Here is a 23061-nt window from a genome sequence, read left to right on the forward strand (position 1 = left end):
TCACCGGCCCTTCGGGCCTTTACGAGATCAATGGCAGGTTCGAAGGCACAACGGTCACCGGTGCATCTGTGACGGCCGACCAACGCTCGGCTGATCCGGCCAACTGCCCCGTCCTTGTGGGCAGTGAGCGGGGGCCCGGTCTATAACCCGAGGAAGAATGCGGCAAACAATTATTGACCTATGGTTGGAAAGACGTCTCAATCCCTTGACTGTCATACCAACGACCATCAACGCGACCGACTCGAAATTCTTTTAATGCTGTTTAGGCTGGACTGGTTGCGGTTCATGCAGTCGAGTGAGTGTCAACGCCAATCAATTTGTACCACCCGAGCTCTATAGCCCTGCATCCCGGAGTCGCTCGCCTCTTGTTAACTACTTTGCCTTTTCGGCCCACATACCCCTCATTCGGCCGGCATCGCATCTTATTTCTAATGTAGGCGTGCCGCGAAAGTCGGCGCAGCATCGGCGTCATACGTATCGCGCCATCATTAATATTGAAAACTCGCGGGTTTTAGCATTTGTGAGCAAGAGCACCCGACAACGACAGCGACGTATAACCTCGTCAAGACAAGCTTCTCTGAAGAGCGTATGCAGCGGTGATCACCGTCAGCGCAATTGGCATCAAACGTGGAACCAAGTTCGCTGGGGAGTGGCGTAAGCGGACGCTGTGGACGTAACGGCGAAGATGCGGCCCGCATTCGTCAAGGCTGATCGATTGCAAACTAATTGGATAGACGTCAAGACCGATTCCGCGACGCGTAAAATCGTTCAGCTGATAACATACGACCAGCGCGCCGACTGACACCACGACATTAAAAATCGATCCAAGAAACCCGGGATCTCGAAATATTAAAACAAGCACCGCTAAATTAATTGCCAGACACCACAACAGCCACGAACCGCGATGTGTATTAACGGAGCTGGCGACTGCAGCCACTTTCGTTGATGCCTCGTACGCTGACTGGCCGATATCAGGCTTTCCAAGGCTTTCGCATATGACTTGAAGACGTTCACACTCACGCAGGAACTGCACACGCATTCTTTCGCTTTTCGGCTTTATTGACAATAGCATCAAGCGATCGACCACTTTTGCGACCTGAACTCTGTCAACCGCGCCGGGACGAGTAGTTCTTGCAATGGAGTGCAATATAGCGTGAGTAGCCACAATTTCCTCGCGCAATCGATCCACTGCTGTGCGCAAATAGGTGAGGTGAAATGATGTCGGGATTGCAAATAACGCCGCTGTAGCGGTTATTATCGTTGACATCGTGATCGATACTTCCTTCGGCTGGATAAAAATGCAGAACATAAAAGCAAACGGAGCTACCAGCCCGATAAAATCAATAATATCAATTGTGTCCGCTGGCCTCTCGAGAAACTGATTTGCGAAAACTATCATAATCAGTCCGGCCAAAACCGCTTTGTCGACATGCTCGTTGAAAAACAATTGCAGCGCCAGTGCACTTACCACGGGAGTAAAGTAGGATAGACCGATAATCGATGCCCGCGTCTGCACATTCTGCGAAGGAACAGAAGCTAATGCGCTAGTCCAGAGGATATGACCGAGACAGAGTACTACCCCTCCGAGCCAGCCACCGTATATCAAGGCCGCCTCGGAGGGTCGCAGAGAAATTCCAAGATCTGAGAAAACACCAGCAGCATTAAAAATCAACAAAAAAGATAAACTTACAAAGCACCCAAAAAAATAACTGAATGAACGGGCGGGAGCGTAGTCTGCTCCTCGGTGAATTCGCACTTCGAATGACCGGAACAGCAAAGCAATTAGCAGAGCGGCGGCAAATGCAAAAAATACCGATCCGTGCGCCGTGAGGGTGCTCGGAGCGCTGTGCACTGCAATTAATACAACGCCAGAAAATGCGAGAAACAAAAGTCCAAGCCTTCATGCCCAGTTGCTATCACTCCCGCCATGAATCTGCGCTCGTTTCCTAGAGATAGATAACACGAAAAGGAGGCAGGGCCAGCTATATACAACTGCATGTGAAACAATGGGGGACCCATTTAGCATGGATTGATAATATGCGAGAAGATAACCTGGCACCAGTACTGATGCGAATAGAGGCATACTGCCGGCGCGCCGAACCGTTTCTACCAAGTTGTAATTTGAGCGCATGACTTTCAGGAGCCAGTCAAATGCGAATCCCAGCATGGCAGACACGAGAATTGGAACAATAAGTTCCCATGCTGAGTCAATTTTCGTAAGATTAATGCGGTTGCTTAAAAACGGAAAAGAGTAGCGGCCCGACGCGATCCCCGCAACAACTGCGGCAGAACTCCACACTATTACTGTCGCCCATGCAAGTAATTGTGGTCGAGTAGCGGGTAAGGGAAAAGTCTTCATGCGGAACTCTTTCGACCCGTAAAAGTCGCCAAGAAATAATGGGAGTAATTGGTTGAATCTCTGACAAAATTAATTTGCGTGTTCAACTCTAGATTTTTGCCTATCTCTATAAAATAATTATGCGTAAATCGGGCTGATTTATATGGCGGCGTCTGCCCATATTTGTCTCGAAAGAGTTGTGACTCGACCTCAAAAGGCTTATCGCCATAAAGTACCTCAAACATTACCCCGTTGCGCGACACTCTAACCATTTCCGCAATTGCATCTTGTCGCCTTTGCCACGAAGGAATGATTCCGAGGGTGTTATTCAACATCATTGACCAATCGAAACTATTGTCGAGAAACGGAAGCAAAGTCGCATCGCCTCGTACGAATTTGACTTTATCTGAAGAAGTCTGCGTTACCGCAATCCTAAGCATACTCTCCGACATATCTATGCCGACGTAACTGCATCGAAGCTTCACTAAATGCTCTGCCTGCCTAGCGGGACCACATCCAACGTCGAGAATCCGCGCTCCCTCTTCGATCCGAGAGAGAACCGCCATGAGTTGCAACGGGTAGATTGGTACAGCATCGAAATAATGTTCCGCTACTGCCTCCCAGATTGGGTCGAACGACATGCACCGATGCGCAGGCGTAGCGCCGAGGACTTTCACGAGCCGCGTATTAAGTCGGTTCGACATCATCTGCTCCATTCCATTTTGATCCGGGCAATTTGCGCGGAACATGGCGCATCCGCATCGGTGCCCTCCCGGCGTCTAGAGGTCATTTGTTTCGCCAGTGGCAGGTCGGATTCGAAAATTGGAGAATATCTCTCAGAAAACACTGCCGGGAACCTAAAGTCCCACCATTCCGATGGAAGTGGTAATAATGGTCTGGAATATGCAGTGGCAGCTTCCATCATTGCGTTACATAATAAATGGCGATTAATCTTTGCATTGTTCGATATTTTTTCATACGTTCGGCTCGATGGATTATCATAAGGATTGTATGGCAAGTGATCAAATCGAGTGCCCATATCTAAAGCACGCCCGTCCTCGGTCTCCAAAGTTATATCGATCGCCATTCCTCTCGGATGCCCTCCTTTACCGGGGAGGGCAAGCATTCTTGTTTCATCTGTAGTCCAGTGAGGGTTCGCTTTTACGATTTTGGTTTCGTGCATTGCGACCTGCACGTCGACAGGTCGCAATCCATCTTTCAGAACAAAGAAATTACCCGTTTCCCTAAAGCATTCAGATGCCGCCAAGACGACGATGTCGGCAAGATCTCTGTGAAGCCATAACTTCGCCTCCGGCCTATAGAGGCTCGTTTGGAATATGTTCTCGGGGTGACAGGGGTCGGCGTAAACGAGGTCTATGCGCAGCGGGAATCTACTGCACAGACTATCCATGGAAACCAAATCGTCAGGCGAAATGGTTTGGTGCTCGTTTGAGGCCACTTGAATTGCTCCCTTAGTACAATCGCGCAACTGCAAAATTGGATAGTCTGTGCCTGTCTCGTGCGCAAGTTATTTTTACTTAGTTCGGCAAGATCGCATGACCGCAGGGAGCGCTTGTTGGCAAAGAACCTGCCAAATTCGAGCGCATGCGCAAAAAATCTCAAGCTCCCGGGCGACCTCGATGTGGCGCCGAATCGAACCTTAGGAATCGCGAAACGTGAAAAGCGGCGCGTGGGTGAAGGGTAGCCGCCCACTTACGTTTTACAAGCGACTGCCACTCGTCGCAGATGGTCGCTGGTTATTGGAAACGGTCTGCAGCAGCCAAACACTCCGTACCCATGCTCGTCTGAAAGATTAAGCCGGTATGTGGCCCATCGCACACGGCAACGTTCATACGAGGCATCGACAAAACGATCACTTTGCTTACGGTTGCCTCAACCATTCTTAGATGGCCCGGCGAATCCCTGTAGTTAGTTTTTCCACAGAAGCTGGTTTGCAATGAACGACCATCGGGACACGATGGAGATCGATTTATATGGTGCTTGCTGAGCGTTGTGGCCCGTGAATGGAGTCCCGGCAGTCGTGCAGTCGATACTTCAACGCGAACCCTGCGCCTGACGAAGTGTCGTTGGCTTTAGTCATAAAAGGCTGGAGTAACTGAGGTAGGTTGTGATTCTTGCGAGCGTAGCGGCAGATAGCGAGAGTGTTTCGCTCATGTCAGCACTCCTCAAATGATCGGATAGGTGGAAGGCGCGAACGCTCCGGCACTCTCATCCGATACGGCCACGCTTTTACTGTAGGAACTTGTAGACGGCATATCAAGCACTACATCGTTTTGGGCGAGGGCACAGCACGATGCGTGCCGACAGGCTGCTGGGGAGCGTTTCACTAATATACAGCGAGGCACGGTCCGTAGGAGGGAGAATCGCCGCTGTTGTGGCGAAGGCGCGTTGAACTGCGCACTCACCGCCAACTGGTGCGCGAAGTATGCGGTCAATGCGCGAAGGTCCGTTGTCTGGGCGAAGCCGCCAGTTGAATGGCCGAATCACTGTTCGCGCCGCCGACCGCTGTTGGCCGCACTGAGACCTTGCCTTGCCGCTAATTTATTGTCGCAACGGAGACAGATTCGCGGTCTACGCGAGCTCAATATCAGCGAATGGGAGTGCCAGCCCGAAACGCAAGTAGCGTCGAGCCGGAAGCGTGTTTCGTGCACCGGGCGGAACGTGACCCGCCTGGCGACCGCTTGGGAAGCGCTTTCAAAATAGGCATAAAGTTATCAACAGAGTGCCGCGCCGAAGCTACGCGTTTGCAGTGAGTGCTCAGCCCCGCCACGGCGGCATTTCCTGTTTTGCCCGAGAGTTGCCAGGAGATCGCGGGCATCTACTACGTCCCTGAAGGGACGCGTGCAGGAGGTATGCGCATGGATGCACCGAACATGGAATTCGTGCTCGTGGGGAGCCTTGAAGAGTTGAAGGAGAAGGGGCGGCTGGTTGTGGAAGGTCGCCATCGTCCGATCCTCGTCATCTACGACCGCGGGCGCGTCTTCGCCCTCGACAATCGTTGCCCGCACATGGGCTTCCCGCTCGAGCGCGGCAGCGTCGAGGACGGCATCTTGACCTGTCATTGGCACCACGCCCGCTTCGACCTCGAAAGCGGCTGCACCTTCGACCTGTGGGCGGACGATATACCGAGCTGCGCGGTCGAGGTCCGCAATGGCGATGTCTGGGTAACGACCACGTTCGGTCATCCCGATCCCGCGGCGCACTGGCGTCAGCGGCTTGCGGACGGCCTCGCACAAGACCTCGATCTCGTCATCGCCAAGGCAGTGCATGGTCAACTCGCGGCCGACCTGCCGATGGCCGATATTGTGCGGCAGGTAGCGCTGTTCGGGGCGCACAACCGCGACGGCTGGGGCGTCGGTCTCACGATACTGACGGCACTGGCCAATCTCGTCCCCATGCTGTCAGAGGACGAAGCCTATCTTGCCCTGTTCCACGGAGCGCGCCGCGTGGCGGCGGACTGTGACGGCGAGGCGCCGCGGCGAGAACGTACGCCGCTTGGAAGCCGGCCGGAGCCGGCCGCCCTCAAGCGCTGGCTGCGCCTTTGGACAAATGTGCGCCATCGCGAAGCGGCTGAGCGCACCCTGCTGACGGCGATTGCGGCCGGTGCCTCGCCAGCTGTGCTCGCCGATGCCCTGCTTTCGGCCGAGACCGAAAGAGCGTTTGCCGACACCGGTCATTCGGTCGACTTCATCAACAAGACCTTCGAGTGCCTCGACCTGATCGGTTGGGAGCACGCGCCAGCTTTGCTGCCTACTATCGTCGGCCAGATGGTGGCCGCCCGTGGCGCGGAGGAATCGACCGCCTGGCGCCAGCCCGTTGATCTTGTCGCGCTGTGTGAGGAATCGGCCAGCCAAATGCGGGAACTGTTCACTGCCGCGCGCACCTTGCACGGATGGTCGCACCACGCGGCGCTCGCCCAAGAGTTGCTCGGAGACGATCCAGCGAAGATCATTGCTGCGCTGAAGGCGGCGATCCGCGCAGGCGCCGCTCCTGCTGACATGGGACGATCCCTCGCCTACGGAGCGGCGCTGCGGGTGGCCCGCTTCGGCAATGCCAACGAGCACGCCGACTGGGAGACGGCGCACCACGTCTTCACCTACGCTAACGCGGTCCACCAGATGCTCAAGCGGATCGGGACCGCCGACATCGACAGTCACGTCACGGCCATGCGCGCCATCATGCACGGCGCCATGGCGCTCTACCTCGCTCGCTATCTGAATGTGCCCCCGGCCCGCATCCCAGGCGAGGACAGCGACCAGCCCGACGACCTCCCTGCCGATGTGGAGACAATCCGCACCGCCTTGCTCGATGCCTTCGACAAGCAGCGACAGGTCGATCTTGCGGCAAGGCTGGTGGCGCGACATCTCACGCTCGGCCATTCGCCACAAGCGCTGATCGCTACGCTTGCGCTTGCGGTGCTGCGCGAAGATGCAGGCTTCCATGCCTATCAGATGCTGGAGGCTGGCGTCCGGCAGTTTGCCGAGTGGGGCAATACTGGCGAGGGCCGGCACGTCCTCATTGCGGTCGCCCGCTATCTCGCAGCCCATTCACCGACCGAACGCGGGGCGCTGCAGACGGCAGACATCGCCCGGCGCTTGATGCGGGGCGTCGCTATCCATGAGGGGGCTGGAGCATCGTGACAACGCGTGCCGGTGATCGATGCTTGCAACGGCTCGGCAGACGATTCCTCGCGCGCCCGCCGTCGTGCGGCCAGCACGGTCGCGCCAGGATGACGAAACCCGACGGTAAAGAAACACTCCCCCGGCACGGTATTGCGTGAATTCGGCCGCGCCTCGATCATGCGGACGGTCGCACGCCCATACGGAGCGCAATGGCGTCCGATCGCCTCGACAAAACCGATCATTTTCGCCGCGCCGGCCAGCGCATCAGGATGCAGGTACATCGACGTGGTGCCCGCGTGGGCGGAGCAACCAGTCGATGTCTCTCAGCGTACTCACTGCGGGCTGGTGCTCCTCAAAAGCCCCAGGGTAAGCCGACCCTTCCGATGTGCACAGAGCCAAAAAAACGCGCGTGCACACCAGCCCGGCATGCCTAGCCGCCCGTCGCCGTCAGCACGGGCGCATCGGTCACGATCGACTTGAGTTCGCTTACCGTAGACGAGAGCGCGCGAAGATCGGGGAGCGGACGATTCAGTACCGCGTCGTTGCGCAGCGCGGTTTCAAGCGACTCGGCCATGTCAAGCAGCCGCGCGTCGCCGCGAAACGGACCGACGAGTTGCAGGCCGAACGGCATGCCCGCGTGATCGGTACCACAAGGTAGCGACAGGGCCGGGTTCGTTAGCAGCGTGACCACGTAGGTGAGCGCGACCCAGCGGTAATAATTGTCGAGCGGGCGGCCATTGACCTCGGCGAGATGCCACTGGGACCAGGGAAACGGTGAGATCGACGAGGTAGGCGAGACGATCAGGTCGTAGTCGTTGAACTTGGCCTGGAAGCGGCGGAAAATCTTCGTCTGCTCCGCATGCGCCCACACTGCGTCGCGAAGCGACATCGCCTGCGCCATTTCGTAATTGGCGCGCGTGTTCGGGCCGAGCAGCGATGGATCGCGCTCGTAGGTCTCCCTGAAACTGGCGAGGAAGCTCTGCGCGCGGATCACGTCGAAGGTGCGGTCGGCCTCGCCCATGTCGAGATCCACTGGCTCGCACAGCTTGACGTAGCCAGCGATCGCCGCCATCTTCGCACGGAAGGTCGCGCGCGTCGCATTGTCGACAGCGCACACGCCGAAGTCCTCGGTATAGCCAATGCGCAGCTTGCTGACGTCGAGTGGCGCGCCATGCCCGAATGCTGACCCGGCGATGGGATACCCGAGCGGATCGTTGTGATGCAAGCCGGCCTGGGCGGCCAGCTGCAGCCGGGCGTCCGCGACGTTGCGCCCCATCGGACCACTCACGTCGATCGGCGTCCAGCCGAGCACCTTGCGGTCGATCGGCACGAGGCCCGGCGAGGGCCGGAATCCGACCACGCCGCAAAGCGCCGCGGGAATACGCAGCGAGCCGCCCGTATCCGTGCCCGTGCAGAGCGGCAGCATACCGGTGGCGAGCGCGGCGGCCGAGCCGCCCGAAGAGCCGCCAGCGTTCAACAACGGATTGAACGGATTGCCGGTAGCGCCCCAGACCACATTGCGCGTGTTGGCCCCCGCGCCCATCTCGGGTGTGTTGGTCTTGGCGGTCACGATAGCGCCCGCGGCGCGCAGGCGAGCCACGAAGGCGTTATCGCGCGCCGGCACGTTGGCGCGAAAAAGCGGCGAACCGTAGGTGGTCAAAAGGCCTGCCGTTTCCTCCAGATCCTTGACACCGAGCGGCAACCCGTGCAGCGGGCCGAGCGGCTCGCCGCGCGCAACGGCCGACTCCGCGCGCCGCGCTTCCTCGCGCGCGCGCTCGAAGCAGGTCGCCGCCACGGCGTTGACGGCCGGGTTGATCGCCTCGATCTGGGCGATGCAGGCATCGAGCAGTTCGACCGGGGAAAGCTCGCGGCGCCCGATGAGTTGACGGGCCGTCACCGCCGGCATGGAAACCAGCGAATTGTCCATATGTTGTGTGTTCCTGGAATAAGCGTTGGCTTGGTTGAGCGTTCCGTTCCATCGACAGGAACGCCTACGTGCTGCCGCCACCGGTTGGCTCACCTGCGCCCCTAGGAGCAGACGCCAGGCGCACCGCCTGGGTCGCGCTAACCGTGAGCGACCTCCGTCGGCGCCCACTGGGCGACACAGGCGACGATCGCGTTGCGCGTGTTTTCGAGGTGTATCCGGCTCTGCTCGCGCACAGACAGCGCATCGCCCGCCCGGAAGGCGTCCAACAGCTGCGCGTGCTCGCGGTTGTTATTCTCCATGAGGTCTCGCTTGACGTGCATCGCCAGCGACACATAGGGACGCGCAACACCCGAGAGGTTTTCGACGATCTCGAACAGGCGTGTTTTCTCCTGACTCCCGATCAGGTGCCGGTGGAATTCCACGTTGAGCAACGCCCATTTTTCGGACGACGGGGTAGCGATCATGGTTGCGTGACATACCGTGGCCGCCGCGAGATCGGCGGGCGCGAGTTGCCGGCAGGCCCGCTCCGCGAGCATGGGCTCGAGCAGCATGCGCAGTTCGTAAATCTCGCTCACGTCTTCCGCAGTGAGGCCGCGTATGACGACGCCCCGGTTCGGGTCGATCGACACCAGCCCCTCGGCACGCAGATCGCGAAACGCCTCGCGCACAGGCGTCGTGCTGACGTCCAGGCGCTTGGCCACCTCTTCCTGTCTGAGACGAGTATTCGGCGGATACACTCCCTTCAGGATCTCCGCTCTCAATGTTCCGAGAACGTATTCCTGGATGGTCCGATAGGGCCTGCTCAACGTATCCTCCTTTTGCCGCGTCGCCGTGTTAGTGCATGCCCCGCACTATAACCGACACCGGCGCGCTGGCGGCCCGTCAGACGGATGCCACTTCGGGATGCCCAGCCGACACGGACGAGGCTGGCCATTGCGCCTGCAGCTGGCTTTCGACCCAGGCCGCGATCTGCAGCGTGCGCAGATCCGCGCCGAACTCGCCGACCACCTGGAACGCAAGCGGCAAGCCATTTGCGGTGCGCCCCGACGGCACAGTCACGGCTGGGCTGCCTGTAAGGCTCCATGGTGCGCAGAAGATCCCGTCGCCTGTGTCCGAGAGTCCTGCGGGTGCCTCGCCCGGCGCCGACAAGGTCACGAGCGCGTCGCATCCGGCAAGCAGCGGCTTCGATTCGCGACGCAACCGCGCCTGCAGCGCGATGGCAGCCTCGTACTCAGCGGCAGGCGTTGCCGCGCCCGCCGCGATCAACGTATGCATGTGCTCACTGACGAGCTCAGGATGCTTGGCGGCGGTGGGGCCGATCGCGCGCTGCGCCTCGACGCACGCAATGACCTGCACCGCGTCGACCATCGCCTGCATATCCGCGCCGTATTCAAGCTCGACGAGTGTGGCGCCGGCCGCGCGCAGACGCTCGAGCGAGGCCTCGAAGTTCTCCCTCTGAGCCGGCTGCACCCGGTCCCAGAAGGGCGTGCGTAACACGCCCAACTGGGCTGGAGGACTGGCTGGGAACCATGCAGCCCATGCATCGAGGCTCGCCAACACGTCCGGCCGGTGCTCGACGAAGAGTGCATGCGCGAGCGCCACACCCTCCACCGTCTGCGCGAAAAAGCCGACATGATCGAGCGAGCCGGACAGCGGATGTACGCCATCGCGGGACACCTTTCCGAAACTGGGCTTGTAGCCGACGACTCCACAATAAGCGGCCGGCCGGATGACCGAGCCGACTGTCTGCGTACCGAGTGCCAGCGGCACTATTCCTGCGGCCACAGCGGCCGCTGAGCCGCTCGACGACCCGCCCGGCGTGTGCAGCCGGTTCCACGGATTGACCGTGGGTCCTGGTTCACGCCAGGCGAACTCGGTCGTCACCGTCTTTCCGAAGATCACGCCGCCCGCCTGTCGGATGGACTCGACGATATGCGCGTCCGAAGACGGCTGGTGTCCGCGATAGATCGGCGACCCGTAGGCGGTCGGCATGTCGCGTGTATCGATCAGATCCTTGATGCCGACCGGCAGGCCGGCGAGCGGTCCGTTGACTGCGGCATCCACGTCATAGGTGTCGGCTCGCGATGTGAACGCGCGGAGCCAGGGCTCCAGCTCGTCAGCACGCGCCTTTGCGGCCGAGAGCCGCGCGCGGGCAGCCTGGGCGTCGCCGCGGCTGGCAAGGAGGGTATTCAGCAACGATTGTTTTTGCATTCTGGTGATAGCTTTACTGTTGATTGCGCGAATTGCGCGAGGAAACCGGATCGATTCGAGCGGGCGCCGCCTTTGCGCGAGCGCCCTCTCCCGTCCCCGTGCCTATTCGTGCGCTGCTGCCGCCGCAAACGAATTGTCCACCGCGCCCGCATAGGTCACGCTGCCCGGCTTGATGTTGCCGAGCGACTCCTGCAGGGCCAGCGCGTTACGGAACGCCTGCTCGGAAATCTCGGGCGTCGCTGCGTAAATCGCCTGGTCGATCATGCGCTGTACAGCGCTGTCGACCACCTTCGGATCAAGCGTCGGAAACTCGGTCCGCGCAACAGCCTTCGCCGTATCGGGCGAGTGCTGGATCAGCGCTTCGGCCTCGCCGATCGATTTCACGAACGCAGCGACCATCTGCGGCTTGGCTTTGATCGTGGAAGCGAGCGTGTCCATGCTGGAGAACACATAGCCGCCCGCATAGGCCCTGGGGAACCCGTAGACGATCCGGTAGCCCTCTGACAACCCGGTATCGACCTGTGGCTCGTAAAGCGCCGCCGCTTCGTCGCGCCCCGCGCTGACCGGTGCGAGCTCCGTGCCGATCTGCACGGTGTCGAGCTTCACGTTAGCGAGCTTTCGCTCGCTGACGAGGCGCTGCAGAAGATAGGTACTCGTCGTCGGCGGCAGCGCGGTGGCCACGCTCTTGCCGGCCAGATCGGACACCTCCTTAACCGGCGAGCCCGGCGGCGCGATGATCCAGACGGGCACGCCTGCAACCACGTTCGCCACGTTGACGAGCGACGCGCCCTTGAGGTTGGCAAGCATCGCCGTCATCGGGTCCTGCAGCGAAAAGTCCGCGTGACCGCCGATCACCGCAGCCACTCCGGCTGCGCCGCCGCCGGCCGTCACTTTCTGCACCGTGAGACCGTTCTTTGCAAACAAACCTTTGTCGAGCGCTACGTAAAGCGGCAGATACTGAATCGACTGAAAGGCCTGATAGACGACTACCGGCTCGGCAGCATCCGCCATGCGGGCCCCGGAAGCGGCGACCGCCGCCACAAGGCAAGTGCCCAGAAACCTCACCGTCTTCTTTTCCATGTAATCACCCTTGCTTCCGTAAATTGAACAATCCAGCTCAGAATCGATGCCATCAACGTGAGAACGATAATGCCCAGCCAAACAGTATTGAGGTCGAACAAAGAGCCAGCGACGAACACTTCATGACCCACTCCCACCTGCGAAGCGATGTATTCGCCCACCACCGAGCCGATCAGCGCGAAGCCGATGTTCACGCGCAGCGTCGAGAAGATCCACGGCAGTGCGCTAGGCACGATCAGTTTGCTAAAGATCATGCTCGGCTTCGCCTTGAACGAGCGGAACAGATTCAGCAGGTCCTGATCCACCTCGCGCGCTGCGGCGCACGCGGAAATCATCGCGACCGCGAACGTGGAGATGCCGGCCAGCCAGACCTTCGAGGCCATGTCCGAGCCGAACCAGATGACAATCAGCGGACCGAGCGCAATCTTCGGAATGCTGTTCAGAATGACCGACAGACCTTCGGCCACACCGGAGACCCTCGGCACAAACCAGAGCAGCAGCCCGAGGCCGATACCGAGTCCGCTGCCGACCACGAGGCCCATCAACGTTTCGAAAAGCGTCGCCAGCGTGTCTGGGACGAGTGTGCCCTGCGGCGAAAGGCCCAGCACCGCAGCCCGGTAGATCCCCTCGGGCGAGCCGAAAAGGCGGCCGTTGACCCAGCCGAGCGTAACCGCCAATTGCCAGACAGCCACAATCGCGACGACGAGCGCGACGACAATGCCGGTCGTGCCAAGCGTTTTGGAACGGCCGCTTGCTGCGCGCTTGCGCGCGACCGTTGGTGAGATCGCGACGTCGCTCATGCCGAAGCTCCCGCGTGCTGGATTGAGTGCCCGCGCAATCCGTTCCAGATGCGCGAGTGGTAGGCACGGAACTCGGGCGCTTCGCGCGCCGATACCGCGGTGCGGGGCCCCAAAGTGGAAAGTCTAACGTCGATGTTGTCCTCGATGCACGCCGGCCGGCCGCCAAGGAGAATGACGCGGTCACTCATCGCGATCGCCTCCTCGATGTCGTGCGTCACGAGAATTACGCTGGTGCCGTTTTGCTTGCGCAATTCCATGACGTCGTCCTCCAGCGTCAGGCGGGTTTCATAGTCGAGCGCAGAAAACGGCTCATCGAGGAGCACGAGCGTCGGTTCGACGAGCAGCGTGCGGGTGAGCGCTACGCGCTGGCGCATGCCGCCCGAAAGCGCGTGCGGATGCGTGTCGGCGAAGGAATCGAGGCCGTAACGCGCCAGCATCTGTCTCGCGCGCTCGATGTCCTCGCGCCGAACCTTGCGGTAAAGCTCGATGCCCAGCACCGCGTTTTCCAGCACCGTGCGCCATGGCAGCAGCAAGTCCTTTTGCAGCATGTAGGCGATGCGCCCCTCGCCGCCATCGGCGCGTCGACCGATTTCCACGCGCCCGGATTGCGGCGTAAGCAGCCCCGAAATGAGATTGAAGAGCGTGCTCTTGCCGGCCCCGCTGCGCCCGACGATCGACACGATTTCGCCACTGCCAACGCTGAAATCCAGCCTATCGAAAATGGGCACGCTGTCGCTGTCGGCGGTCTGGAACGCATGACTCAGTTCGCGAACCCGCAAGCGATCACTGGGCTTGGCCGCAGGCGGTGAGACGTCCGCCCGGTGCGGCGAATAAAAATTAGGTGAACTCATGGACATCCTTAGAAGAAACGCAACTGCAAGCGTGATGCAGCAAGACCACCCTCCTTCCCGACCCTCGCCGCTGCGGTCTCGTAGACCGGTGCGGCGCCGACACTGAAACTGCGCATCAGGGACAATGCATAATGCACATTCCAAAAAAAGTCGCCAATGAATCAAAAAAACAGAACACGCCTTGCCGGCGCAAGTGCGCATTGACTCAAATTATTTGTTACCGAGTCGGGGACGTTGCCTCATGTAATTTGCTCGACTGTCAGACCGCTGGCAGAAGCGACATATGAGGAGACGACCCAGCATGACGACACGACGGGACAGGATTTCGCATCTGCTCGCGTAACGGAACATCGCCCAACGCCGTCATACTCAATCCCGCTGTAAGTGACCCAAATGCCACTTGACCCCTCCACCTTGGGCGCAGCCAGCTTATGATGACGGCCGTGTAACACCAGCAGCATGCTGATATTCGCGATGTTCTATGCGATCCTAACGCCCGTCCACATGAATTGGTTTTTTAGCGCACCTGTATAGAAAGTGTCGGTTTTGTCCTCTCCGAAGTTGCACCGTGTGAAACCCATGCCTCGAGCCAAACCCAAACGATTGCCCGGCAACTTCACGCTGGCGCTCGTCGCCACTGTGATCGTCGCCAGCTTGCTGCCCTGCCGCGGGCACACCGCCGTCTCCGTCAACCTGATCGCAAACATTGCAATTGGCCTGCTGTTCTTCCTGCATGGCGCCAAGCTGCCGCGCGGAGCAATCGTGGACGGTGCGAGGCATTGGCGACTGCACCTTGTCGTCCTGCTCAGCACGTTTGTACTGTTTCCGCTGCTCGGTCTCGCGCTGAGGCCGGTACTGGCGCCGCTCGTCACGCCGGCACTGTACATGGGCGTCCTGTTCCTGTGCACGCTGCCTTCCACCGTGCAATCGTCGATCGCCTTCACGTCGATCGCCAAAGGCAACGTGCCGGCTGCCGTGTGCAGCGCGTCGGCCTCCAGCCTGATTGGGATTTTCATCACGCCGCTGCTCGTGAGCGTCACGCTTACGAAGCAGAACGCGGGTTCGAGTGCGTCGCTGAATGGCATCTGGGATATCGTGCTGCAGATCATCATGCCGTTCATCGCAGGCCAGTTGCTGCGGCCGTGGATCGCCGCTTCGCTGGAACGCGGCATGCCCGTGCTGCGGTATGTCGATCAGGGCTCGATCCTGCTGATCGTCTACACGGCTTTTAGCGAGGCCGTGAACGAGGGCTTGTGGCACCGGACACCCGTGGCGGCACTCGGCGGCCTGGTTGTGGTCGACGCCGTGCTGCTGATGGTGGCGCTGCTGGTCACGGGCTTTACCGCCAAGCGGCTCGGATTCAGCAAGGAAGACCAGGTTGCGATTGTGTTCTGCGGATCGAAAAAAGGCCTGGCTTCCGGCATATCGATGGCGAAGGTGCTCTTCTCGGGCCCCACGGTCGGGGCCGTCGTGCTGCCGCTGATGCTGTTCCACCAGATCCAGTTGATGGTCTGCGCCGTCCTCGCCCAGCGCTGGCATACACGCAACACGTGTGGTGAAGCCAAGCCGCAGGCCGTGAGCGAACCTGCCGCTGTTGATGTTCGCTAATTTTGCCAGCGGCAAAACAGCATAAGCCTATTGGAATAAGAGGGAGGGCGCGTGAACCGGCACCCGATGCCTCTACGACCATATCGCCGGGAAGATGCCGGTACGGCGGGACGGGGAGGCGAGCGACGTCGCCCAAACATATCTTTACCTGATGCAGCAGGGCTTTAGCACGGGGCAGGTCATCGTTGTCGACGGTGGCCACGTGCTGGTTTAACGGACGGCAACTCGCCTCCTTCGCGAGTTGCCGCCGGCGAAAGGCCTGATTCGCATAGCAGGGAACCAGGACTAGCAATCGTTCGGAAGGTGCTTTGGCCGCCGATGAGTTGACGGACCGGGTCTGCACCCGACGGTCCGGTACTCGGACGTAGCCGATGTTCGAATGTCCACGCGAAAGCGCGTGGCCAACGGCTGTAGATGGGCCGATCTGCGCCGCACATGTTGGACCGTAGTCGAGCGTGCCCCCAACCGCGCCTACCTGCCCGCGTGAACGCGACTTGTTTTCTTCATCGCGTAATCTTGCGCGACCACCTTGCCAACGTGACCCAACGGGACCGAGCCCCCATTTCGGTAAGATGGCATGAATATTGCTTACTCGGCGACGCGACGGTCCGTCCCCACAAAGGTGCATTCCCACGATTACTCACTTCCGTGACTGTGCGATTGACAGCCGGTCGCGAGAGAGGCCGTGCGCACCTGTTCGCTACGTTCCACCGAAGGGGCAATCCATATCCGGCGAAACTCCTCGGTTAATAAAACAGCGGCGCCGCACCAATATTCGCACCGAAAACGTGCGCTCACGCCCACCCATGGAGCATCTAATGAAGTTGAAGTTGAAGTTGGCTAGTTGCATGAGTTTCCTGCTGTCCGCGTGTTTCGTTGCCAGCACGGCGCACGCTGAAGAACTGACCGGCACCCTCAAGAAAATCAAAGACAGCGGCGTCATGACTCTTGGTGCGCGTGAATCCACGGCACCCTTCAGCTACCGCGTGCAAGGCACCGAGTTCGCGGGTTATTCCTACGACATTATGATGAAGGTCGTGGATCGCATCAAAACCGAACTGAAAGCGCCCAATCTGCAAGTCAAGGTCATACCGTTCACGGCGCAGAACCGCATCCCGCTGATTCAAAACGGCACATTGGACCTTGAATGCTCGACCACCACGAACACTCCTGAACGCCAGAAGCAAGTGGCCTTTTCCGACAGCATCTTCGTGATCGGCGAGCGTCTGATCACCGCAAAGACGTCCGGCATTCATGATTTTGCCGACCTCAGAGGGAAGAACGTGGCGACCACAGCGGGCACCACGACCGAGCGCACGCTCAACAAGCTCAATGATGAGAAAAAGCTAGGCATGAATATCATGGCTGTCCAGGAAAACAGCCAGGCCTTCCTTGCCGTCGAGTCCGGTCGTGCGGTCGCCTTCGCGATGGATGACGCCATCCTCTACGGCGAGCGCGCCAAATCGAAGGATCCGAGCAACTGGGTAGTCGTGGGCACGCCGCAAACGCGTGAAGCCTATGGCTGCATTATGAGCAAGGACGATGCACCCTTCAAAAAACTGGTCGACACTACCGTAGCCGGCCTGATGAAGTCCGGCGAAATCATGCCGATCTACAAAAAGTGGTTCGAGCAGCCCATTCCGCCTCGGGGCAACGCGTTGCAATTCGCCATCTCCGACGACGTAAAGAGGCTCTATGCGAACCCCAACGACACCGCTCTCCAGTGACGCTTAACAGGACGCGGTAGTCGTCAGACGGGCCAGCCACGCGGCCGGCCCGGCGCTCTCAATTTCAGCCCACGCCAACTATACGAATGCCGACGGCACGAAGGTCCATGGCACAGATGTGCCGCGGCGGGGCATACGCTGACTTCGACTTAAAGGAACCATGCACTACAACTGGCAGTGGAACGTATTTCTCCAAACGGCCAGCGGCAATCAGACATATCTGGACTGGCTCCTCTCCGGCATGTGGACCACCATCCAGATGGGCGTGCTGGCCTGGATCCTCGCTTTCTGTTTAGGTTCGGTCCTGGGCGTCATGCGCACCCTTCCGAACCGTTTCGTGCGCGCCATCGCCACCGTCTACGTGGAACTGGCGCGCGGCGTGCCGCTCATCGTCCAACTTTTCATGTGGTACTACGTGGCGCCGAATTTCCTGCCCGCCGCCTGCCGCACTTGGCTGTTCGCTCAACCGCCCGCCACCACGGCCTTTCTCACGGCCACAATCGGACTTGGCTTCTTCACAGCCGCTCGAGTGTGCGAACAGGTGCGCGCCGGCATCACCGCACTACCCCGCGGACAGATCAATGCCGCCCTGGCAATGGGCTTCAAGCTGTCGCAAGCTTACCGCTACATCCTGTTGCCCATCGCCTACCGCATCATCGTCGCCCCGATGACCTCGGAGATGCTCAGCATCTTCAAGAACTCATCCGTCGCGGCGACCGTCGGCGTCGTGGAGCTCTTCGCACGGGCGCGCCAACTCAACGACTACACCGCACACGGCTATGAATCGTTCATTGCCGTCATCGGCTGCTACCTCGTCATCAACACAGCGGTCATCACGTTGTTGAGCCTGGTGGAGCGACGGGCGCGCCTGCCCGGGTTCATGGGCTCGAAATAGGAGGACTGATGCTGAACTTCGACTTTTCCTCTCTCACGCCCTCAACCATCGCCACGCTGGCGTCGGGAATGGTGATCTCGCTGCAGGTGGCAGGCACGGCGCTGGGCGTCGGGCTGGTATGGGGCACGGTGCTGGCGATGATGCGCCTGTCACGCTTTCGCGCGCTGTCGCTCGTCGCAACGGTCTACGTCAATCTCTTTCGGTCCGTGCCGCTGGCGATGGTGCTCCTGTCGTTTTACCTGATCGTGCCGCAGGTGCTGCGAAGCCTGTTCAACACGGCCACGGATACGCGACTGCTCTCGGCGCTGGTGGGCTTTGCACTTTTTGAATCGGCCTACTACGCCGAGATCATCCGCGCGGGTATCCAGAGCGTGCCCAAAGGGCAACTCGGCGCCGCCCTGGCATTGGGCATGAAACCGCTGCAGGCCATGCGCATCGTGGTGCTGCCCCAGGCGTTCAAGAACATGCTGCCCCTGCTGTTTACTCAGCTCATCGCGCTGTTCCAGGACACGTCGCTCGTGTACGTCATATCGCTTAGCGACTTCTTTACCGGTGCGGAGGGAATCGGCGAACGCGATGGCCGCATCGAGGAAATGATGATCGTGGCGGGGGCGGTCTACTTCATCATCTGCTTTTCGGCGTCCACGCTAATCAAGCGCTTGTCAGCCAAAGGACAACTCTCATGATCGAGATGTATCGCGTATCCAAGTGGTACGGCAAATTCCAGGTGCTCACCGACTGCAGCGCCGCAGTGAACAAAGGCGAGGTGGTCGTGGTTTGCGGCCCTTCTGGTTCGGGTAAATCGACTCTCCTCAAGACAGTCAATGGATTGGAGTCCATCCAGGCGGGCAAAATTCGCGTCAATGGCGTTTCGGTCAGTGCCCAGGACGCCGACTTGCCGCAGCTGCGCTCGCGCGTGGGGATGGTGTTTCAGAATTTCGAGCTATTCCCGCACCTGTCGATCCGGGACAACCTGACCATCGCGCAAATCAAGGTCCTGGGGCGTTCGCGTGACGAGGCCATCGCCCAAGGCATGCGCTACCTTGACCGTGTGGGCCTCAAGGCCCACGTGGACAAGTACCCCGGTCAGATCTCCGGCGGGCAGCAGCAGCGCGTAGCCATTGCCCGGGCCCTGTCCATGGATCCGTTGTGCATGCTGTTCGATGAGCCCACGTCAGCGCTGGACCCGGAGATGGTTGGTGAGGTGCTCGACGTGATGATCGAACTGGCCAAGGAAGGCATGACCATGATGTGCGTGACTCACGAGATGGGTTTTGCCCGTAAGGTGGCTGACCGCGTCATCTTCATGGATCGCGGTCAGATCATTGAGGACTGCCCAAAGGACGAATTTTTCGGCGACCTGGCGGCGCGCTCGGACCGAACGCGCCATTTCTTGTCGAAAATATTGGCCCACTAACGCTCATCACGCACTTGTCATGACTGCCCTTTTCGCCAGCCATCCCCGCCCGTCATCACCCGCCGATCGGTGCACTCCAGAGGCCGATATCGACACGCCGGCATTGTTGGTCGACCTCGACGCACTCGAAGCCAACATGACGGCCGTACATCAACGCATCGCGGCCGCCGGCCTGCGAGTGCGACCGCATGGCAAGGCCCACAAATGCCCGGACATCGCACAACTGCAAATGACGGCTGGCGCCTGCGGCATCTGCTGCCAGAAAGCCAGCGAGGCCGAGGTGTTCGCCGCCGCGGGCATCAAGGACATCCTCATCACTAATCAACTCGTGGGTCGTGCCAAGGTCGAGCGCGCGGCGCGATTGGCAACACGGGTCCGTCTCGGCGTCTGCGTGGATCACGCGCTGCAGGTCGAGCAGATCGGCGACGCGGCGCGCCGGCACGAGGCGCGCATCGAAGTACTGATCGAACTTGATATCGGCCATGGCCGATGCGGCGTCGGCACGTCCAGCGCCGCGCTCGCGCTGGCGCGGGAGATCGAGCACTACGCGCCGAACCTGTTCTTTGGCGGCATCCAGGCCTTTCGAGGCTCCGCGCAGCACATGCGCGAACCAGAGGCACGCGCGGCCGCCGTGGCTTTCGCTGTAGAGCGCGTCAGCGCGATCAAGGACGCCCTCGAGAAGGCCGGCCTGAACTGCCCGACCGTAACCGGCGGCGGTACCGGCACCTACGCACTCGAAGCCAGCTCGCAACTCTATACCGAAGCGCAGCCGGGCTCCTATGTGCTGATGGATACCGACTATGCCGCCAACCGCCACCCGGCCGGCACGCCATCGCTGCAGCATGCACTCTACGGCCTGTGCACCGTCATCAGCGTGCACGAGACGCATGCCGTGCTCGACGGCGGACTCAAGGCCTTTGCCGTGGACCAGGGTCTGCCGCGCATCGTCAAACCCGGTTGGACGGTCAAGACCTTGTCCGACGAACACACCGTGGTAGTGCCCGATGCCGAAGCCGAAGCGCTGCACGTCGGCGACAAGGTACGCCTCATACCCAGTCACTGCGACCCGACGGTCAACCTGCACGATTGGCTCATCGGTGTTCGGCAAAACACCGTCGCTGAAGTCTGGGCCGTGGCGGCACGCGGGGCACTCTTTTAGCAGCAATGACGCACAGTCGCTTACGGCGACTTTCCGGTTAGCCTGAAGTTGCTGCACCCTCGACGCAAAGTATTCTTTTGAATCAATCGGTTGCGGTTGATTCGGTGTGGGGCTGCTGCCTACACGGCAATGGTCTTCAGCAGTTCGAGGGCCTGGAGTTGTTTGGCATCGGGTGCCGTATCGAGGGTGAAGGTGGCTTCCTGCGCGGGCGCACCTGGGTGATGGCAGGTATTACGCACGATGGTGCTAAGGTGATGTAGGAGTGAATCGAAACTGTGCGCGGGGGTGCCATCTTCTAGCGTCCTGCTCGAGACTTTACGCAATGCGCTGGCCGAGCGCCTCGCCGGGGCGACCGGATCGCGTTGCGCCTTGGCCGCCTGTTCTTCGTCGGCGAATAGCAGTGGGCGCCAGGCCTGCATCATGTGCCACTTGACGTAGTAGGCAAGCATGCACAGTAGCAGGTGGGCACGCACCCGGTCGGCCAGGCGGTGATAGATCGGCCGCACCTCGAGGTCGACGGTTTTCATTGAACGGAATGCCTGCTCGACCTGGCTGAGTTTCTTGTAGTTGCGCACAACGTCGTCGCTGTCCATGCGTTCGCGAGGCACCGCGGTGCGGATCACGTAGATGCCATCGAGGCTGGCTTCCTGGGCCACGCGTGCCTCGTTGACAGCGTACGCAAATGACGCGTCACCGATTTCCAGATCAAGGTGCTTGCCGACCTTGTAGCGGTTGAGCACCTTGCCCACGCACAGGCCGATGCGGTCCTGGCCCTTCAGACGCCCGGCGGCAACCCGCTGGCGGATCGGTTCGAGCAGTGCCACGGTGGCCTCCAGCAGCGCCTGGCGCTTGTGGGCGCGCATCTTCGCCAGCTCGGGGTTGCGGCAGGCAACCAGGCGCTCGCCGGGATAGTCGACGTGGGTAAATTCGAACAGGTTGCGCTCATCAAAGAGCCCGAACTGCAGCGCGCCATCGCTGGCCAGCACGCGCAGGCTGCCGGACTTCAGCGCGGTGATCCACTGCAGCCCGGCCTCGGCCCTGAGCGCATCGATATGGGTCTGGGCGATCATGCCCCGGTCGCCCACCAGCACCATCTCGTCGATGCCGAAGCGCTCGCGCAGCTGCGCGACCTGTGGCATGAACGTCTGTGCATCGGCCGTGTTGCCCTCAAACACCGAGATGGCGACGGGCACGCCACGCCCATCGGTAAGCAGTCCATAGTTGACCTGCAGCTTGCCGCGCTTGCCATCACGGTTGTAGCCCAGGGCGGCCAGTTCGCAGGTGCTGCCTTCGAAGTAGCTCGAACTCAGGTCATACAGCACGATGCCACCCGGTTGCAGGTGACGCTGCGCGAGCTTGCCCTGGATCGCATCCTGGCGCTCCAGCAGCCAGTCCATCGCGGCATACAGCGCCTGCTCGTCACAGGCGTCGCGCTCAAACAGTTCCGGCAAGGTGGTGGTGTCCCACCAGCGCGTGGTGGCGAGCTTGCTGTCGGGGCTCAGTACCCGTGCGGCGATCATCGCCAGCACGCGCTGGCGCTCGGCACAGGGGCGTGTGCAAAGCAGCTGCGCCAGCCCCAGCCGCTGCATGGCCAGCCAGACCGCCTGCACATGACCGTGATGACATGAAGCATCAATCTCCAAGAGGGACGCTGGCGCGACCAGCTTCTCGCCACGCAGCACCTGGCGGATCAGCTCGATCTGCGCGACGGGCAGCGAGGAGAGATTGGCGAGGGTGCGCTTCTTGACGGTCTTGCCGTCGCGGTAGGACTCGCGCAGCAGCACGGTGGGCGGCGAATCACGGTTGGGAATGACGTGGATGTGCATGCCCACGTTATGTACCCATCATTCATAATTTCAAGCATTATAAGTATTAATTACATGCCTACATTTTCGCGCCTGGAAAAAGCCCGGCGCCATGATGGGCCGGGCTTTTCAGGTCACAAGGTGGGGGTTTTGGAGAGGCAACCTGAGGTTAGCCGCCTGCTCGACGCAAGCGCTGGCCACGTCCAGTCCGACGCCCCTAAGCGATGATGACAGGGAAGATACGACATATCACGCAACGTCCCCGTAGAATCGCAAGACGGCAGCTACCACGGTCGATAAAGAGCAAGTTTGACAGGGCTGTTTCTCCACTCACGAAAGACTGGAGCCTGCGATAGAACAAGAAAGAGTGCGTATTCCACGCAAATCGAGCAGCCGTTCCACAGGAGTCCAGGCGCGTAATCCACGTCAAAGCGAGCGCGTGAAGCTAACGACGCGGAGATGGTGCGCTTTTCTCTGACTCCTGTTTGCTGTTGGCCCGCTATGCCTGGGCGATCGGCGGCACGCGACCGATACTGTTGAAAAAGTCAGGGACCGTCTTTATCGCCATGTTTTCAGGGGTCGCCTTACCCTTGACCGGCG

Annotated in this window: 18 protein-coding genes and 1 pseudogene; 8 read left to right on the forward strand and 11 right to left on the reverse strand. The window is 60.2% G+C overall.

All coding sequences use genetic code 11. The features are described 5' to 3' along the window. Window positions 1-562: 562 nt before the first annotated feature. From PQR02_RS34085 to PQR02_RS34100, 4 genes are read right to left on the reverse strand one after another with little or no spacing between them, the layout of a single operon-like run. A complete protein-coding gene (locus PQR02_RS34085) occupies window positions 563-1888 on the reverse strand; it encodes a DMT family transporter (RefSeq protein WP_408242110.1) in 1326 nt (441 codons plus the stop codon). A gap of 12 nt (window positions 1889-1900) precedes the next feature. Further along, window positions 1901-2359 carry a hypothetical protein gene (locus PQR02_RS34090; RefSeq protein ID WP_408242112.1) on the reverse strand — a complete coding sequence of 153 codons (459 nt, stop codon included), beginning with the start codon at window positions 2357-2359 and terminating at the stop codon, window positions 1901-1903. Further along, window positions 2356-3054, reverse strand: a complete 699-nt coding sequence (locus PQR02_RS34095; protein WP_408242114.1) for a class I SAM-dependent methyltransferase — start codon at window positions 3052-3054, stop codon at window positions 2356-2358. Before PQR02_RS34095 ends, PQR02_RS34090 begins: the two co-directional genes overlap by 4 nt. After that, entirely contained in the window at window positions 3042-3797 is a 756-nt protein-coding gene (locus PQR02_RS34100; protein WP_408242116.1) for a M15 family metallopeptidase, read from the reverse strand. Before PQR02_RS34100 ends, PQR02_RS34095 begins: the two co-directional genes overlap by 13 nt. Window positions 3798-5217: 1420 nt before the next feature. On the opposite strand from PQR02_RS34100, the gene PQR02_RS34105 reads away from it, so the two are divergent. Further along, window positions 5218-6999 (forward strand): Rieske (2Fe-2S) protein, encoded by a 1782-nt coding sequence (locus PQR02_RS34105; RefSeq protein WP_408242118.1) that lies wholly within the window; start codon window positions 5218-5220, stop codon window positions 6997-6999. A 412-nt stretch (window positions 7000-7411) separates the two neighbouring features. Here PQR02_RS34105 and PQR02_RS34110 read toward each other — a convergent pair whose 3' ends face one another. The 6 genes from PQR02_RS34110 to PQR02_RS34135 form a co-directional block, all read right to left on the reverse strand. Beyond that, on the reverse strand, window positions 7412-8908 hold the full coding sequence (locus PQR02_RS34110) for an amidase (protein WP_408242120.1): 1497 nt from the start codon (window positions 8906-8908) through the stop codon (window positions 7412-7414). A gap of 137 nt (window positions 8909-9045) precedes the next feature. Beyond that, complete coding sequence (locus PQR02_RS34115; protein WP_408242122.1) at window positions 9046-9714, reverse strand: GntR family transcriptional regulator; 669 nt, start codon at window positions 9712-9714, stop codon at window positions 9046-9048. Window positions 9715-9790: 76 nt separating this feature from the next. Then, a complete protein-coding gene (locus PQR02_RS34120) occupies window positions 9791-11119 on the reverse strand; it encodes an amidase (protein WP_408242124.1) in 1329 nt (442 codons plus the stop codon). Window positions 11120-11221: 102 nt separating this feature from the next. After that, window positions 11222-12199: an ABC transporter substrate-binding protein gene (locus tag PQR02_RS34125; RefSeq protein ID WP_408242126.1), complete on the reverse strand. Its 978-nt coding sequence runs from the start codon at window positions 12197-12199 to the stop codon at window positions 11222-11224. Then, complete coding sequence (locus PQR02_RS34130; protein ID WP_408242128.1) at window positions 12181-12999, reverse strand: ABC transporter permease; 819 nt, start codon at window positions 12997-12999, stop codon at window positions 12181-12183. The genes PQR02_RS34125 and PQR02_RS34130 overlap by 19 nt, the downstream gene beginning before the upstream one ends. Beyond that, window positions 12996-13778, reverse strand: a complete 783-nt coding sequence (locus PQR02_RS34135) for an ABC transporter ATP-binding protein (protein WP_408242147.1) — start codon at window positions 13776-13778, stop codon at window positions 12996-12998. The genes PQR02_RS34130 and PQR02_RS34135 overlap by 4 nt, the downstream gene beginning before the upstream one ends. A 651-nt stretch (window positions 13779-14429) precedes the next feature. Between PQR02_RS34135 and PQR02_RS34140 the strand changes: the two genes are divergently transcribed. The 7 genes and pseudogenes from PQR02_RS34140 to PQR02_RS34170 all read left to right on the forward strand — a co-directional run bounded on the left by PQR02_RS34140 (window position 14430) and on the right by PQR02_RS34170 (window position 20656). Next, window positions 14430-15458 (forward strand): bile acid:sodium symporter family protein, encoded by a 1029-nt coding sequence (locus PQR02_RS34140; RefSeq protein WP_408242131.1) that lies wholly within the window; start codon window positions 14430-14432, stop codon window positions 15456-15458. Window positions 15459-15537: 79 nt separating this feature from the next. Beyond that, a pseudogene (locus PQR02_RS34145) lies at window positions 15538-15672 on the forward strand (SDR family oxidoreductase); the annotation flags it as partial. Between the two features lie 634 nt (window positions 15673-16306). After that, entirely contained in the window at window positions 16307-17185 is an 879-nt protein-coding gene (locus PQR02_RS34150; protein ID WP_408242149.1) for a transporter substrate-binding domain-containing protein, read from the forward strand. A gap of 160 nt (window positions 17186-17345) precedes the next feature. After that, window positions 17346-18080: an amino acid ABC transporter permease gene (locus PQR02_RS34155; RefSeq protein WP_408242133.1), complete on the forward strand. Its 735-nt coding sequence runs from the start codon at window positions 17346-17348 to the stop codon at window positions 18078-18080. Window positions 18081-18088: 8 nt separating this feature from the next. Further along, a complete protein-coding gene (locus PQR02_RS34160; protein WP_408242135.1) occupies window positions 18089-18766 on the forward strand; it encodes an ABC transporter permease subunit in 678 nt (225 codons plus the stop codon). After that, window positions 18763-19497: an amino acid ABC transporter ATP-binding protein gene (locus PQR02_RS34165; protein ID WP_408242137.1), complete on the forward strand. Its 735-nt coding sequence runs from the start codon at window positions 18763-18765 to the stop codon at window positions 19495-19497. Before PQR02_RS34160 ends, PQR02_RS34165 begins: the two co-directional genes overlap by 4 nt. Before the next feature lie 19 nt (window positions 19498-19516). Then, complete coding sequence (locus PQR02_RS34170) at window positions 19517-20656, forward strand: DSD1 family PLP-dependent enzyme (protein WP_408242139.1); 1140 nt, start codon at window positions 19517-19519, stop codon at window positions 20654-20656. 119 nt (window positions 20657-20775) lie between these two features. On the opposite strand, the gene PQR02_RS34175 is transcribed toward PQR02_RS34170, so the two are convergent. Continuing rightward, the gene (locus PQR02_RS34175) at window positions 20776-22482 is read right to left on the reverse strand and encodes an IS1634 family transposase (RefSeq protein ID WP_408242151.1); all 1707 of its coding nucleotides are present in this window, start codon (window positions 22480-22482) and stop codon (window positions 20776-20778) included. Window positions 22483-23061 lie beyond the last annotated feature (579 nt).

The sequence above is a fragment of the Paraburkholderia sediminicola genome, from assembly GCF_046026895.1.
GTDB lineage: Bacteria > Pseudomonadota > Gammaproteobacteria > Burkholderiales > Burkholderiaceae > Paraburkholderia > Paraburkholderia sediminicola_C.